10 protein-coding genes and 2 pseudogenes are annotated in these 15684 nt (G+C 43.4%); all 12 read left to right on the plus strand.

Annotation, left to right across the window (positions count from 1 at the left end; genetic code table 11):
* The 12 genes and pseudogenes from H9W84_RS01990 to lpxC all read left to right on the plus strand — a co-directional run bounded on the left by H9W84_RS01990 (position 1) and on the right by lpxC (position 15598).
* Positions 1 to 1230 carry an efflux RND transporter periplasmic adaptor subunit gene (locus H9W84_RS01990; RefSeq protein ID WP_219298948.1) on the plus strand — a complete coding sequence of 410 codons (1230 nt, stop codon included), beginning with the start codon at positions 1 to 3 and terminating at the stop codon, positions 1228 to 1230.
* Positions 1220 to 4360, plus strand: coding sequence for an efflux RND transporter permease subunit (locus H9W84_RS01995; protein ID WP_007116547.1), 3141 nt, complete (start codon positions 1220 to 1222; stop codon positions 4358 to 4360). The genes H9W84_RS01990 and H9W84_RS01995 overlap by 11 nt, the downstream gene beginning before the upstream one ends.
* 86 nt (positions 4361 to 4446) lie before the next feature.
* Positions 4447 to 5349, plus strand: coding sequence for a cation diffusion facilitator family transporter (locus H9W84_RS02000; RefSeq protein WP_065263189.1), 903 nt, complete (start codon positions 4447 to 4449; stop codon positions 5347 to 5349).
* 32 nt (positions 5350 to 5381) lie between these two features.
* A pseudogene (locus H9W84_RS02005) lies at positions 5382 to 5882 on the plus strand (transposase); the annotation flags it as partial.
* 4 nt (positions 5883 to 5886) lie between these two features.
* A pseudogene (locus H9W84_RS02010) lies at positions 5887 to 6756 on the plus strand (PhoX family protein); the annotation flags it as partial.
* A 197-nt stretch (positions 6757 to 6953) separates the two neighbouring features.
* Entirely contained in the window at positions 6954 to 8072 is a 1119-nt protein-coding gene (murG, locus tag H9W84_RS02015; protein WP_239741476.1) for an undecaprenyldiphospho-muramoylpentapeptide beta-N-acetylglucosaminyltransferase, read from the plus strand.
* A gap of 156 nt (positions 8073 to 8228) precedes the next feature.
* Positions 8229 to 9638 (plus strand): UDP-N-acetylmuramate--L-alanine ligase, encoded by a 1410-nt coding sequence (gene murC, locus H9W84_RS02020; protein WP_060995614.1) that lies wholly within the window; start codon positions 8229 to 8231, stop codon positions 9636 to 9638.
* A gap of 213 nt (positions 9639 to 9851) precedes the next feature.
* Positions 9852 to 10775 carry a D-alanine--D-alanine ligase gene (locus H9W84_RS02025; RefSeq protein WP_160002520.1) on the plus strand — a complete coding sequence of 308 codons (924 nt, stop codon included), beginning with the start codon at positions 9852 to 9854 and terminating at the stop codon, positions 10773 to 10775.
* A 197-nt stretch (positions 10776 to 10972) separates the two neighbouring features.
* On the plus strand, positions 10973 to 11851 hold the full coding sequence (locus tag H9W84_RS02030; RefSeq protein ID WP_239741477.1) for a cell division protein FtsQ/DivIB: 879 nt from the start codon (positions 10973 to 10975) through the stop codon (positions 11849 to 11851).
* Between the two features lie 25 nt (positions 11852 to 11876).
* On the plus strand, positions 11877 to 13157 hold the full coding sequence (ftsA, locus tag H9W84_RS02035) for a cell division protein FtsA (protein WP_060995575.1): 1281 nt from the start codon (positions 11877 to 11879) through the stop codon (positions 13155 to 13157).
* Positions 13158 to 13306: 149 nt separating this feature from the next.
* A complete protein-coding gene (gene ftsZ, locus H9W84_RS02040) occupies positions 13307 to 14524 on the plus strand; it encodes a cell division protein FtsZ (RefSeq protein ID WP_201664829.1) in 1218 nt (405 codons plus the stop codon).
* 195 nt (positions 14525 to 14719) lie between these two features.
* On the plus strand, positions 14720 to 15598 hold the full coding sequence (lpxC, locus tag H9W84_RS02045) for a UDP-3-O-acyl-N-acetylglucosamine deacetylase (RefSeq protein ID WP_239743593.1): 879 nt from the start codon (positions 14720 to 14722) through the stop codon (positions 15596 to 15598).
* Positions 15599 to 15684 lie beyond the last annotated feature (86 nt).

The raw sequence follows: 15684 nt of genomic DNA on the forward strand, positions 1-15684 counted from the left end.
ATGAACGCCAAGCAAAACGGAAAAATATCCCAGTCTCTCATGATTGTAGTTTTGATTCTGATTACGGTCTTGGTCAGTCTGGCTATTTGGTTAAGTTCAAAAAAAACTGAATCTGAGGGGCGTGGTTATGATGAGGGAAATGCCGAACAGTCTGATAAAGATAGTTCTGAAGAAGGACATGCTGAAGAAGGCGAAATACAACTGACCAGCCAACAAATGGTTGAACAAGGTTTAAAAGTTGCTGTTGCATCCACAGGATTGGTTGAAAAGCTGACAACCCTGCCAGGTAAATTGGTGGTGAATACCGATCAACAAGCGCATATATCGCCTAATTTTAGTGGTTATATCGAGCAGGTCAATGTGGCTTTAGGACAGAGCGTGCAAAAAGGACAAACGCTGGCTGTACTAATCGTGCCTGAACTGATCGACCAACAGGCAAATCTGCGTATGGCACAGGTGAATCTGGATTTGGCCCGTAAAGATTACCAGCGCGAACAGCAACTCTGGTCACAGGGGATTTCTGCCAAACAGGATTACCAGCGTGCCGAAAATGCCTACCGTCAAGCGCAGATTACTGTCCAGTCCTCACAAGCACGTTTAAATGCATTAAGTGCAAGTGGCAATAACAATGGGCGTTTTCTGATTAAAGCACCGATCTCTGGGGTGATCAGTAAAAAAGATATTGTGGTCGGTGAAAATGTCCAACTGGCGGATCAGCTTTTTGTGATTGAAAATCTAAAAGACCTTTGGTTGGAATTTAATCTACCAAATACCTCAAATATTCACCTTCAAGTAGGGCAAATTTTAAACTTTAAAACCAATGGTTCTGATCAAAATTACCAAGCAAAAGTACAAACGCTGAATTCACAGGCAGATTTACAAACTGGACGTTTACAAGTGCGTGCCAAAGTCACCACACAAGCGGATGTACTGCGTCCAAATGTTTTGGTAAATGTTTTTGTGACTGATGCACAAGCAAAAACAGCGTTAAGAGTCCAGAAAAAAGCCTTACAGCAGGTTGAAGGAAAACCTGTGGTATTTGTGATTGAGTCTGAAGAAAAGGGACTGGTTCATCTTAAAGCACAGCCAATAGAAGTGGGCGTGAGCAGTCAGGATGGGCAATGGCTAGAAGTCATTTCTGGATTAACTGAAGGGCAGAAATACATTGCGGATGGCAGTTTTCTATTAAAGTCTGAATTAGAAAAAGACGAGGCAGGCCATGGACATTAATTCTGATCTGCCAAAACCAGAAGGTTTATTCGAACGAATCATTCAGTTTTCCATACAAAATGCGATTTGGGTGTTGCTCTTTGTCTGTACCTGGATTGCGGTCGGGGTGTATAGCTATCAGAAACTCCCGATTGATGCTGTACCCGATATTACCAATACCCAAGTCCAGATTAATACTCAAGCCAAGGGTTTTACTGCGCTTGAAGTCGAACAGCGGATTACCTATCCCATTGAAAATGCCATGGCTGGCATTCCGAATCTGGAGCTTACCCGTTCCATATCCCGTTATGGACTCTCTCAAGTCACCATTGTCTTTAAAGATGGGACTGATATTTATTGGGCCCGTCAGCAGATTAACCAACGGGTACAGGAGGCGCAATCTGAGTTGCCTGCACAAATCGCACCGACGATGTCCCCCGTTTCTACGGGTCTCGGTGAGATTTATCAATGGGTACTGAAGGCAGATCCGAATGCGAAAAAGCCGGATGGAACTGCATACACGCCGATGGATTTACGTGAGATTCAGGACTGGATTGTGCGTCCTCAACTGCAACGTGTTAAGGGAGTTGCAGAGGTCAACAGTATTGGTGGTTTTGAAAAAACCTATGTGGTCTCTCCCGATTTAAACCGGATGCAGCAACTGAATATCTCATTAGAACAACTGCAACAGGCTTTAGCGCAAAATAATGAGAACCGAGGTGCAGGTTATATTGAAGACAATGGTCAGCAACTGACGGTACGTGTACCGGGTGCATTCAATGGGCTTTCTGATATTGAGAACACCATGCTGGGTAGCCCAAATGGCAGCCCAATTCGGGTTGGTGATATTGCGCAAGTCTCTATTGGGCATGATTTAAGAACCGGTGGGGCAACCTATAACGGCAAAGAAACCGTTTTAGGGGTTGCCATGATGGCGATGGGTGGAAATAGCCGGACTGTTTCTAAAGCTGTGGATGCCAAGCTTCAAGATATTCAGAATAGTTTGCCTAAAGGGGTAGTGATTGAAACGGTGTACGACCGTACTACCTTGGTTGAGAAGGCGATTAAAACCGTTCAGAAAAACTTGGTAGAGGGAGCAATCCTGGTCATCATCATTCTGTTCCTGTTTTTAGGGAATATCCGTGCTGCCTTGATTACTGCCTGTGTCATTCCACTCTCTATGCTGTTTACCTTAACCGGGATGGCACAGAAAAATATCAGTGCCAATCTGATGAGTTTAGGTGCACTCGATTTCGGCATCATTGTCGATGGTGCTGTGGTGATTGTCGAAAACTGTATCCGGCGTTTAGCCCATACACAGCAACTGTTAAAACGACCTCTCACACAAAGTGAACGCTTTAAGGAAGTTTTTCTGGCTGCCCGCCAAGCACGTCGTCCTCTTATTTTTGGTCAGCTTATTATTTTGGTGGTGTATTTGCCGATTTTTGCTTTAAGTGGTGTGGAAGCAAAAATGTTCCATCCGATGGCATTGGCAGTGGTACTCGCCCTTGTTGCAGCCATTATTTTATCGATCACCTTTGTGCCTGCTGCTGTGGCATTGTGGGTCAAAGGCGATATTCAAGAAAAAGAAAGTCGTTGGATGTTATGGCTAAAAGCTAAATATCAGCAAACTCTTGATATTTCGTATCAATACAAAGCAGTTGTGCTGACTTTTGCACTGTGTGTATTAGTGATTACGGGATTTATCAGTACCAAACTCGGCAGTGAATTTGCACCACAGCTCAGTGAAGGAGACTTTGCGATACAACAGTTACGTTCACCAAGTACAGGCTTAGAAGAGTCTTTACGTATTCAGAAGAATACTGAAAAACTTCTTTTAAAGAGTTTCCCTGAAATTAAGGCAGTATTTGCCAGAACGGGTACAGCCGAGGTTGCAACAGATGTCATGCCACCCAATATTTCAGATGGCTATATCATGTTAAAGCCTCGTTCAGAATGGCCAAATCCTAAAGAAAGTTTAGATGAATTACGTGGCCGTATGGTGACGTATTTAGCCACGATTCCAGGCAATAATAGTGAATTTTCACAACCGATTGAACTCCGATTTAATGAATTGATCTCAGGTGTGCGTAGTGATGTTGGTGTGAAAATCTTCGGTGATGATATGAATGTCCTCAATACTGAGGCGACTAAAATCTCCAAAATCATTCAGCAAATATCGGGTAGCAGTGCCGTGAAAGTTGAGCAGACCTCAGGTTTGCCATTACTGAATGTCGAGGTAAATAAAACTTTGGCTGCACAATATGGTTTGAGTGTGCGTTCAATTCAAGACCTTGTGGCAACCAGTATTGGTGGACAAAGCGTGGGAGAGATTTTAGAAGGCGATCGTCGTTTTGATTTTGTTATCCGTCTTGGAGAGCAAGACCGTAGTGTCGCATCTGTTTCCCAGTTACCTATTCAGCTTCCAAATGGTGGCAGTATTTTATTGTCGGATGTCGCGCAAGTCTCGACCATTGAAGGAATCAACCAAGTCAGTCGAGAAAATGGTAAACGCCGAGTTGTGGTTACAACGAATGTTGAAGGGCGTGATTTAGGGTCTTTTGTTTCTGATGTACAGACACAGCTCAAAGCATACACTTTGCCAAGTGGTTATTGGATAGAATATGGCGGTCAGTTTGAAAATTTGGCTTCAGCCAAAGCACGGATGCAAATCGTGATTCCACTGGCTTTAATCACTATCTTTATTTTACTGATGGCGGTCTTTCACAATGTCAAAGAAAGTCTATTGGTCTTTACCGGGGTACCTTTTGCCTTGACCGGTGGTGTGCTGTTCCTTTGGCTAAGGGATATTCCATTATCGATGTCAGCTGGAATTGGCTTTATTGCCTTATCTGGTGTTGCAGTCCTCAATGGACTGGTAATGCTGACCTTTATTAAGGAATTAAGGGACAAATATCCAGTGCATAAAGCCGTGTGGCAAGGGGCTATTTTGCGCTTAAGACCAGTGTTGATGACAGCTTGTGTGGCTTCACTGGGTTTTGTACCAATGGCGCTGGCAACCGGAACAGGGGCTGAGGTTCAACGGCCACTGGCAACCGTAGTGATTGGCGGGATTATCTCTTCAACATTACTAACTTTGGTGCTGTTACCCGTGCTTTATCGTTGGATAAATGAAAAAAAAGTTTCTTAATCCAATAGATTAGTCGATTTACAGCAGAGATATTGGCTGTTATCCAATATCTCTGCTCATCATAAATAGAATAAGGAAAATATTTTATGTCAGAACATCATGATCATAGCCATGCGGTTGTTACTGAAGAAAATAGTAAGAAGTTAATGGTTGCCTTAGGTTTAACGACTACTTTTTTAATAGTAGAAGTTGTCGCTGCTTTTATTACCCAAAGTTTGGCTTTGTTATCTGATGCAGCTCATATGTTTACTGATGTAGCCGCTTTAGCTATTGCTCTTGCCGCTATCAAAATTGGTAAAAAAGCCGCAGATGATAAAAGAACTTTTGGCTATCAGCGATTTGAAATTTTAGCGGCTCTGTTTAATGCGGTGATGCTTTTTGTGGTAGCAATATATATTGTATATGAAGCTTATCAACGTTTTACGAACCCTGCTGAAATTCAAAGTGTTGAAATGATGATTGTCGCGGTCATTGGTTTGGTCGTAAATTTGATTTCAATGAAAATCCTTTCTGCTAGTGCTGAAGGAAGTCTAAATATAAAAGGTGCATATTTAGAAGTTCTTAGTGATGCTCTAGGATCGATAGGCGTGATTATCGGAGGAATAGTTATTTATTTTACCCAGTGGATGTGGGTTGATACCGTAATCGCTGTGTTAATTGGCTTCTGGGTCTTACCTCGAACTTGGATTTTATTAAAACAAAGTATTAATATTCTGCTTGAAGGAGTTCCTGATGAGATTGATATTGAGTCGTTAAGAAATGATTTATTGAAGCTAGAGGGCGTTGAAGGGATTCATCAGTTGAAAGTCTGGGCTATATCCTCAAAAAATATTCATTTAACTGCTCATTTGGTTGCTCCGAATAGCAATACAGATCAACTCTATCAAAAGGCCTTAGAAGTTCTAAAACATAATCATAATATTACTGAAATTACGTTACAAATAGAAAATACGAAATGTAAGGCAGAGAGTTTCCCAAACTTTGTGTAACTGCTTATAATCCACTAACAGGAGAATAAGCAATGACTAACCAATCTGACATCAAGAAACTGGCTGAGCAAATGGCCAGCAGCATGAAAAGCTTCGATGACATCAAAGACTTTCAAAAGCAGCTCATGCAGTCCTTCATCGACACTGCCCTAGAAGCAGAAATGGAAGAGCATCTCGGCTACCCCAAGCATGAAAAGGCAGACAGGCCTAATAAGCGCAATGGGCACACTAAAAAGAGAGTCCGTAGCGACACAGGCGAGCTTGAGATCTCCACCCCAAGAGACCGCGACAGTAGCTTTGAGCCTGTACTTGTCAGTAAGCACCAAACCCGTATTTCAGGTCTTGATGACAAAATCATCAGCTTTTACGCCAAAGGTCAAACCACTACTGAGATTGTCGAAACCATCAAGGACATCTACGACGTCGACATCTCAAGCAGCTTGGTTTCCAGAGTCACTGACAACATCTTGGATGACATCACCGCTTGGCAGAACCGGCCACTGAGCAGCGTCTATCCTAACATATTTTTTAATCGTGAACAGGTTCTTAGATAAAGGTACTTTGTACGTTGCAGTATTTAAAGATGATGGTACAGGTGAATGGAAACCATTAACGTTTGGTACAGGCGCATTAACTGCGTCTTATGCAAAATACGCGTTTGCTAACCAAGCTGATGTGTTGGTACATGCTCGTATTGCGGGTGACGCACTAGGTGCAACTAGAATGGATCGTCCAGAATGGGTATCGGTCAGCCCTGTGACGGGTGAAGTTTATGTCACATTAACCAACAATTCTAATCGTGGCGTTTCATATCCGGTAGATGCAGCTAACCCACGTAACTATGCTACCAACAAGGGTAACCGTAACGGACATATCATTCGTTGGGCTGAAAAAGGTAACGACCATACAGCTACCAGCTTTAACTGGGATATCTACCTATTTGCAGCGCCAAATGATTTAACCGCAGAAAATTTGTCTGGTTTAAATGCCAATAACGATTTGTCTTCACCAGATGGCTTATACTTCGACCCACGTGGCGTATTATGGATTCAAACCGATGACGGTGCTTACACTAGCAGAACCAACTGTATGCTACTAGCTGCGTTGCCAGGTAAAGTCAATGATGGTAAAGAAGTAACCACATCAGCGGGTATCAAAACCCGCGTTGGTATGCAAGCTACAGAACAAAATATCAAACGTTTCTTTGTGGGTCCAAAAGGTTGTGAAGTAACGGGTATCACCTTAACGCCAGACTTTAAAACACTCTTCATCAATATCCAACATCCAGGCGAAGATCAACCAGGGGTCACATGGGGCGCGATTACTGGTGGTACTACACCACGTTCAGCGACGGTGATGATTACCAAAAAAGACGGCGGTGTGATTTTAGGTGAGTCATTAACATAAGTTAAACACGCAACAAAGTTATCAAAAACCCTTGAACAGTGATTCAAGGGTTTTTTTATAAAATAACCTTTTATCTTTTAAAGGTATAAAAAAAATGCTATGATTTTGCCATTTTTATGGTGATTGTTTTTCCAAATAATCGGTCTTTTATGATGGGATAATCCCAATGAATATATCGATTGAATAAGGATTTTGTAATGAGTGAGCCAACGATGCAAAAACCGCGCGTGCTGATGATGGCAGCAGGCACGGGTGGGCATGTGTTTCCAGCGATTGCGGTGGCTCAAGCGTTACAACAATCAGGCGCCCAAGTGCATTGGCTCGGCACCCTAATCGGTATGGAAAATGAGTTGCTACAACATTACGACTTTACCTACCATGCGATCAATATGCAGGGACTGCGCGGTAACGGTATCAAACGATTATTTAAAGCCCCGTCAACCTTACTCAAAGCAACATTAGCGGCTATCAAAATCATCAAAACCAATAAAATCGACATCGTGGTAGGGTTTGGTGGTTATGTAACCGCACCCGGCGGATTGGCCGCCAAATTTTGTAAAATACCAATTTTAATTCATGAACAAAATGCCATCGCAGGCATGAGTAATAACTATCTATCTAAGCTTGCTAATCAAGTGTTAGAAGCCTTTCCAAATACCTTCACCGAACTACCTTCTAATAAAGTAATGACAGTTGGCAACCCTGTACGTGAGGCTATCGTACAAGTACCGCCACCAAAAGCCCGTATCGATGTCAATGATACCAGTCCTTTAAAGCTATTGGTCATTGGCGGTTCTCTGGGTGCTCAGGCATTAAATAATCATATCGCGCCCACGCTAAAAAAATTAGAAAGTATGCCAGACTCCAAGCCATGGCAAGTGCGGCATCAATGTGGTAAAAACAACCAAGAGGCTACCCAAGCGGTATATAGCGAAGCACAACTCCAATCAACCCAGTATGAGATTTTGCCATTTGTCAAAGATATGGCAGAAGCATACAGCTGGGCAGATGTGATTGTCTGCCGTGCTGGGGCGCTGACGGTCACAGAAGTTGCCACGGTTGGATTGCCTGCGGTATTTGTGCCGTTGCCCCATGCAGTCGATGATCACCAAACGGCCAATGCCAAAACCCTATCAGAACATGGCGCCGCGTTTTTAATGCCGCAAAAAGAATTAACGGCAGAGAGTTTAAGTGCCATTTTAGCCAAGCTCGACCGTCATCAAATCTTAGCGATGGCAGAAAAAGCACGTGAATTTGCCAAACCCAATGCCACACAGCTGGCTGCCGATGCCATTTTATCCCAGTTAAAACCTTAATTATTTTTACAACTTATAAGTCATTTATCATTGAGCCTGTCTATGTCAAAATCAGCCAAAACTGCCACTGCCCAATCTACTGAAAAACCTGAAAAACCTGAAAAAACCAACCGTGTCACCAAAAAAATTGCCAAGCGCGTGGTCGAAATCCCAGAGATGCGCCGTATACGCCACGTGCATTTTGTCGGTATTGGTGGGGCAGGGATGTGCGGTATTGCCGAAGTCGTCCATAATCATGGCTATATGGTTAGCGGTTCAGACATCAAACAAAGCCCAGTGACCGACCGTTTGACCCAAATGGGCATTCAAGTGTTTATCGGGCATGATTCCAAAAACATCAGTGAAGCCGATGTGGTCGTGGTGTCATCAGCCATTGATCATACCAATCCAGAAATCCAAGCCGCCTTGTCAGGACGTATTCCTGTGGTACGCCGCGCCGATATGCTCGGTGAGCTCATGCGTTACCGTCATGGTATTGCGGTAGCGGGTGCGCATGGCAAGACTACCACCACTAGCCTGCTTACCATGATTTTAACCGAAGCGGGTTTGGATCCTACTTACGTGATTGGTGGTAAACTTAACGCGTCAGGCAAAAACGCGTCATTAGGTCAAAGCCGTTATTTGGTGGCGGAAGCGGATGAGTCAGATGCGTCGTTTTTATCGCTGCGTCCGATGGCAGCGATTGTCACCAATATCGACCAAGACCATATGGAAACCTATGGCGGCAGTTTTGACAAACTAAAAGCCGCGTATGTGCAGTTTTTACAAAATATGCCGTTTTATGGGTTGGCGGTATTGTGCGGTGATGACAAAGAGTTGTACGGACTGATTGATAAAATCGCGCGCCCTGTGTTGACTTATGGGTTGGAAAAACATAACGATGTACAAGCCATTGATGTGGTGGCAGACGGCACCAAAACCCATTTTACCGTACTGCGTAAAGACCGTGAGCCACTGCCGATTACTTTGAACATTCCCGGTATTCATAATGTCTATAACGCCTTAGCGGCTATTACCATCTCCACCGATGAAGGTGTCAGTGATGAAGCCATTTGTCAGGCGGTCAAAAAATTTGCCGGCGTGGGCAGACGTTTTGAAAACAATGGTAACTACCCTGTCAAAGATGGCGCAGGCGATGTGCTATTGATTGACGACTATGGTCACCACCCAACCGAAGTGGCAATGACCATCAAAGCGGCTCGCCAAAGCTATCCCGATCGCCGCTTGGTGATGATTTTCCAACCCCACCGTTTTACCCGTACCCGTGATTGCTTCGATGACTTCGTGGACGTGTTGTCACAAGTCGATGTGTTGATGCTACTCGATGTGTATAGCGCAGGTGAAGCGGTGATTGAAGGCGCGGATAGTCGCAGTCTTGCCCGTACCATCCGTACTCGCGGACAAGTTGAGCCGATTATGCTGAACATCAATGACATGGATCAAATCCGTCAGGTGTTAGGTAGTATGTTAAAAGGCAATGATTTGCTGATTACCCAAGGGGCGGGTAATGTGGGTCAACTCTGTCTGGATTTGGCAAAAAACAATTTATTTCTCGCGGACAAATAACCGTTTGATTGAACAACCGCTTGATTGAAAACCAGGCGGTAAACGGTTATGAAACTAAGCTATTGAAAAGCTGTTGTAGCTTGCCCATGTTGCCAGCAGGCGATTATTTTATGGGTGAAAAAAATTGCCAAGTCATAGCCAAGCGATAGTTTAAAAAATTTGTGTGAAATAATTATAGCAATAAATTCGGTTAACAAAAGATTAGGAATCAATATGTCAGAGCTTATCGATGTCAAACAATTTGGTAAAGTGGCGGTTGTCTGTGGCGGCTGGAGTGCCGAGCGTGAAGTGTCGCTAACTAGCGGTAAAGCTGTGCTTGATGCGCTACTCGCTAAAGGCGTGGACGCCCATCACTTTGACCCCAAAGAAACAGATATCTCAAAACTGCGCGACTATGACCGCGTATTTAATGTGCTGCATGGCACTTTTGGTGAAGATGGTAGCCTACAAGGGGTGCTAGACGGTTTTAATATTCCGTATACCGGTTGTGGCGTGTTAGCCTCTGCAATTGCCATGGATAAGTTTCGCAATCGCCTAGTTTGGCAAGCGTTAGATTTACCAAACGTGCCTTATGTCGTGCTTGATGACAATACCGATTTTACTGCTATTGAACAGCAGCTAGGTTTGCCACTGTTTGTCAAACCCGCCGCCGAAGGCAGTAGTGTCGGCGTCTTTAAAATTAAAGAAGTGGGCGAGCTTGCCAAGACCTACCCACAGCTCAAACAATACCACGGCGCTATTTTGGCAGAAAAAGCCATCACAGGCGGTGAGTATGCTTGCTCAATCCTCGGTGATGAGGTGTTGCCCAGTATTCGTATCATCCCAACCACTGAGTTTTATGACTACGAAGCCAAATACAATCGTGATGATACGGTCTACCAATGCCCATCAGATTTGAGCGAGGCGCAAGAACAAACCATGCAACAAATCGCAAGAAAAGCGTTTGCCGCCATTGGGGGCAAAGGTTGGTCACGCGTGGATTTTTTACGAGATGACGAAGGCACGCTATATCTACTTGAACTCAATACGGTGCCAGGTATGACCAGTCATAGTCTGGTGCCGATGGCAGCAAAAGCGCGTGGCATGGATTTTGCGACGCTATGCGTGCGTATCTTAGAACAAACGTTGAGCGAATAAGTCGTTTTCGTTTATATTTGTTTACAAAAAAAGTACTTGAATTGTCTAGAAGCGTATTATCTATTTACCATTCATTTCATTGAATTTGCTATGATATGCTTCTAAGCATAAATCCTTGTAATATTTTTAGTTATTTTGATTTTTGTTGTTGAGATTTTAGTAATTAATAATTTTAGACCGAGTTATGATTGGTCAATATGGCAAATTCATTTGTGGCAACTGCTTCTCTAGATACTACGCTCCCCAATCGCTTTCATCAGCTGCTGCCAAAGTTGTTAATGCTTGGCGTTGTGTTATTGTTGCTGATATTAGCGGCTTTGGCGATTAATGTGTTCAACAAATTACCCAATGCCGCGATTAGTTTGCAGCATAAAGGGTTAAATACCCAGCAAACCCTGCAGCTTCAGCAATTATTGGGCGAAAAAGCAGACACAAATCTGCTCAAAGCTGATTTACAAAGCTATCTAGCAAAACTTGAGACGGTAGATTGGGTAGGGCAAGCCGATGTGCGCCGTGATTGGCAACAAGGTATTGTGGTCAATGTAGTACCGCGCCAAGCCGTTGCCAAGTTTGGTAGTGAACGTTTAGTCGATGCCAATGGCATGGTATTTAAACCTGCCGATAGCAATGACCTAAATAATACCAGCCTAATGCAGCTACAAGGCGATAGCCAAAATGCCGTTGTCATGATGCAGCAAATCAAGCAAGTCAGTGATTGGTTTATGCCACTGGGTATAAAAATTGAAGAAGTCATTGTAACGCCCAGAATGGCATGGCTATTTCGCTTTGATAACGGACTTCGGGTACTGGTTGATAATGACAATACGTCAGAAAAACTGTATCGACTGAGCATCATGTTACAAAATCAGCTTAAACCACAGCTTAAAACGCTGCAAACGGTGGATCTACGCTATAAAAATGGCATGGCAATTACCAAACGACCTTTGATACAGCAAGCAAGTGATACAACTGCCGTCAATGCCAAATCCGCTGATACTAAACCGGTGACCGATGCCAACTCAGCAACCGATTCAAAAACTAACGCCTTAAAAACCACCGCCAACCCCAGCCATTAGGTGAAACATAATTTTGTAGTGTTCTATGAAAAAGCCAGATCTGATCGTCGTCGTCCACCTAAGTGCTACTGCTATTCATACTGTGATTGGGCAAATCCACAGTGCGCAAGATATTCGTATTATCGGTTTATCTACTGTCAAAAATCATGATTTCTCGCAAGGTACCATTCGCCACCGCGAACGTCTAAAATCTGCCATCAAACAATCTATTCAAAACGCTGAAGACATGGCAAATTGCCGTGTCAACAGTGTTTGGCTGAGCTTTTCTACCCCAGATTTGCAAAGCGTCAATAGTGTGGGCGAAGTCAAAATCAAACATGACATCGTACAAGCCAAAGACGTGGTTGCCGCGCTAACCCAAGCCAAAAATAAACATCTTACAGATGATTTGTATTTGATGCATTATGCCCAGCAAGGTATTGCTTTAGATGGCAATGCTGAGATGATTGATGATGCGATTGGCATGCAAGCAAGTGACTTGATGGTGCTCTATCATCTGATGATGATGCCCGTCAAAGGTCGCCAAAATTTACAGCAACTGCTGCAAGAATGTGATGTCAGTATCGACCAAATGCTATTTGATGCGGTATCTACCGCCGAATACGGCCTATTGCCTGAAGAAAAATACCATGGCGTATGTCTGATTGATATTGGGGCATCGACCACCAGTGTCTGCGTTTACCGTGAGGATAAGCTGATTTATACCCATTGTTTTGCCGAAGGCGGACATCACGCAACGCTGGATATCTCTATGTTGCTAGACGTCACCATTGCTGAAGCGGAAAATATGAAAAAATCCCAAGCCAGTGTCGATCGTCATGGGATTGACTCAAGCCAATTTTTTACCATCAAGCGCTCACAGCATGACGATGAAAAAACCATTAATATGCTTGAGCTACTTGAAGTCACTGAAGCTCGCTATATCAGTATTTTAGGCAATATTAAAAGAGAGCTGGATAAAGAGGGGCTAAGTGATTTTTTACAGCAAGGGTATGTGATCACGGGCGGTGGTGCTGAAATGCGCGGATTATTGCCATTGGCCAAAAAAATCTTTGCCAATAAAGTCAATAAGGTCAATCAACACGCAGCGATTTCTGCCTACACCCAATATGGTGATGATGACAAGCTTCGCACCATTGCGACGATGATTGGTGAGCGTAAATACCAAACCGCGTTTGGCACACTGTTATATAGTCAAAGTGAGGCATTTCATCATAGCGAGAAAAGCTCACCCGACTCTTTGCAGGTTCAGCCCATGCGAGAAAAACTCAAAATTGTGAATAAATTTTTTGGTAAATTTTTCTAAAAAAGAGATGTTTAGTATTTTAAGAGTGCTCATGTTATGATTGACTCTAAAATCCACTAATTGTGTAATGATTTATTTGATATTTAATTTAATATGTTTGCTATTTATGCTGCTCAAGCCTACTTGACAGTATACGGAGATTTTCAATTATGGAAGCGAAGTTTAGTATTGTACAAGATCACACTGATACATTTGCCGATTCAGCCCGTTTAACCGTCATCGGTGTCGGCGGTGGCGGTGGCAATGCCGTTGAAACCATGGTACAAAATGGTGTAAAAGGCATTACCTTTGTCTGTGCCAACACTGATAGACAAGCGCTTGACCGCCTGTCAGCGCCCAATAAAATCCAGCTCGGTATCAAAAATAACAACCGCGGCTTGGGGGCAGGTGCCAATCCAGAAGTGGGTCGTGAAGCAGCTGAGAGCGATGAAGAACAAATTCGCCAATTGCTAGAAAATTCTGACATGGTATTTATTACCGCAGGTATGGGCGGTGGTACAGGTACAGGCGCTGCGCCAGTCATCGCCAGACTAGCCAAAGAGCTGGGCGTGTTGACCGTTGCGGTGGTGACCATGCCATTTACCTTTGAAGGTGGCAGACGCAATAAAGTGGCTAGAGAAGGTATTGAGCAGCTTTCTAACTTTGTCGACTCCATCATCACTATCCCCAACGATAAATTGATGACAGTGTATGGCAAAATCTCTATGAAAGATGCCTTTAAAAAAGCCGATGAAGTCTTACTTCAAGCGGTGCAAGGTATCTCTAACATGATTTCAAAAGATGGTTTTATTAACATCGATTTTAACGATATTCGCACGGCAATGACCTCACGGGGTCATGCGATGATGGGTATCGGGAAAGGCAGTGGGGAAGACCGCGCTGAGATCGCTGCTGAAAAAGCCATCAAAAGCCCATTACTTGACAACTTATTGCTTAAAAATGCCAAAGGTCTATTGGTCAACGTAGTGGCAAGCTCAGACTTTAACTTTGAAGAGCAAGAGCGCATCACCCAAAAAGTGCATAGCTTGGTAGATATTGACGAAGCCAACATCTTCTACGGCGTGGTATTTGATGAAGACATGGGCGATGAAATCCAAGTAACCGTGGTGGCAACGGGTCTTACGCTAGATAATACCCCAAAGCACCCAGCTAGAGATTTTGTTTCAGATGCCTCTAGCACCCACAAAGTGGAAGCAGGTACGCATGAACCTGCGTATGCGGCACGCCGTGATATACCACAATCCATCCCTGCACCTCAGCCACCTGTACAGCAAACTATCGAGCCTGCGCCAGCACCGCAATCATCACAGCCACAACGCACAGGCAACAGTATTCAAGATTATCTACGTCGTCAGCAAAATCGCTAAGATACTGTATGATTTTTTAAAAGCCCCACAGCTTAATCGTTGTGGGGTTTTTTTATCACTGTAGCCAATCGTAAAGGTCGATAAAATCAATCAAGCATCACTATGATGTAGAAAGGGACAATGGTAGAATAGCCAAATGTAACAAATTATATCAACCTAGCTTTGGCTAAGGATGAATGCAATCTACTAGGGGGCATTATGCAGCAGCGTACTATTCAACAACCCATCAATCTTGAAGGCATCGGCTTACATAGCGGTAACCCTGTACACCTGCGATTTTCTCCTGCACCCATTGACTATGGGATTCAATTTTTACGTAGTGATGTGGCACAGGCAAAGCCCATTCCCGCTATCTATCATGCGGTAACCGATACCATGATGTCCTCAAATCTCACCAATGAGCTAGGTCAGCGCATTGGGACAGTCGAGCATTTGATGAGTGCAATTGCTGCGCTTCAAATTGATAATTTACAAATCGAAGTGTCCGCCCCTGAGATTCCAATCATGGATGGTAGTGCCATCGAATTTGTACAAGTATTGCAGCAAGCGGGTATTGCCGAGCAAACGTCTGCCAAACGCTATATTCAAGTGTTACAACCGATTGAGGTTCGCGTGGAGGATAAAGTCGCAGGATTTCGTCCCTACAATGGATTTGTGTTAGATTTCCAAATTGACTTTAATCACCCTGCGTTTAATGGCTCACATCAAAAGTTTAAATTGGATTTTAATGAAGGCAATTTTATCGAGCATATTGCCAAAGCGCGCACATTCGGCTTTTTAAAAGATATTGAGTACCTAAAAAGCAATAACTTAGGGCTGGGGGGCAGTATGCAGAACGCCATTGTTTTAGATGATAGCGGCGTACTTAATCCTGAAGGGTTACGCTTTGACGATGAATTTGTACGCCATAAAGTACTAGATGCGATTGGTGACTTATACCTTGCCGGGCACCAAATTTTGGGTGAATTTTACGCTTATAAATCAGGTCATGCGCTCAATAATAAATTGTTACAGGCTTTATTTAGCGATGAAAATAACTATAAAGTTGTAACAAATAATGACAATGTTAACTAGATTTATTTAAATTTATTAATTTTATTGTGTATTTTTATTAATCAAAAAATTTTACCTATTGTTTGGTTAGTAACATTTTTTCATCA

The sequence above is a fragment of the Moraxella tetraodonis genome, from assembly GCF_022359095.1.
Classification (GTDB): domain Bacteria; phylum Pseudomonadota; class Gammaproteobacteria; order Pseudomonadales; family Moraxellaceae; genus Faucicola; species Faucicola tetraodonis.

Bases quoted from the DNA above. Each gene is read 5' to 3' on its own strand.
- H9W84_RS01990 (WP_219298948.1), top strand. From the start codon at position 1: ATGAACGCCAAGCAAAACGGAAAAATATCCCAGTCTCTCATGATTGTA.
- H9W84_RS02025 (WP_160002520.1), top strand. From the start codon at position 9,852: ATGTCAGAGCTTATCGATGTCAAACAATTTGGTAAAGTGGCGGTTGTC.
- H9W84_RS01995 (WP_007116547.1), top strand. From the start codon at position 1,220: ATGGACATTAATTCTGATCTGCCAAAACCAGAAGGTTTATTCGAACGA.
- ftsA (WP_060995575.1), top strand. From the start codon at position 11,877: ATGAAAAAGCCAGATCTGATCGTCGTCGTCCACCTAAGTGCTACTGCT.
- H9W84_RS02000 (WP_065263189.1), top strand. From the start codon at position 4,447: ATGTCAGAACATCATGATCATAGCCATGCGGTTGTTACTGAAGAAAAT.
- ftsZ (WP_201664829.1), top strand. From the start codon at position 13,307: ATGGAAGCGAAGTTTAGTATTGTACAAGATCACACTGATACATTTGCC.
- H9W84_RS02030 (WP_239741477.1), top strand. From the start codon at position 10,973: ATGGCAAATTCATTTGTGGCAACTGCTTCTCTAGATACTACGCTCCCC.
- murG (WP_239741476.1), top strand. From the start codon at position 6,954: ATGAGTGAGCCAACGATGCAAAAACCGCGCGTGCTGATGATGGCAGCA.
- murC (WP_060995614.1), top strand. From the start codon at position 8,229: ATGCGCCGTATACGCCACGTGCATTTTGTCGGTATTGGTGGGGCAGGG.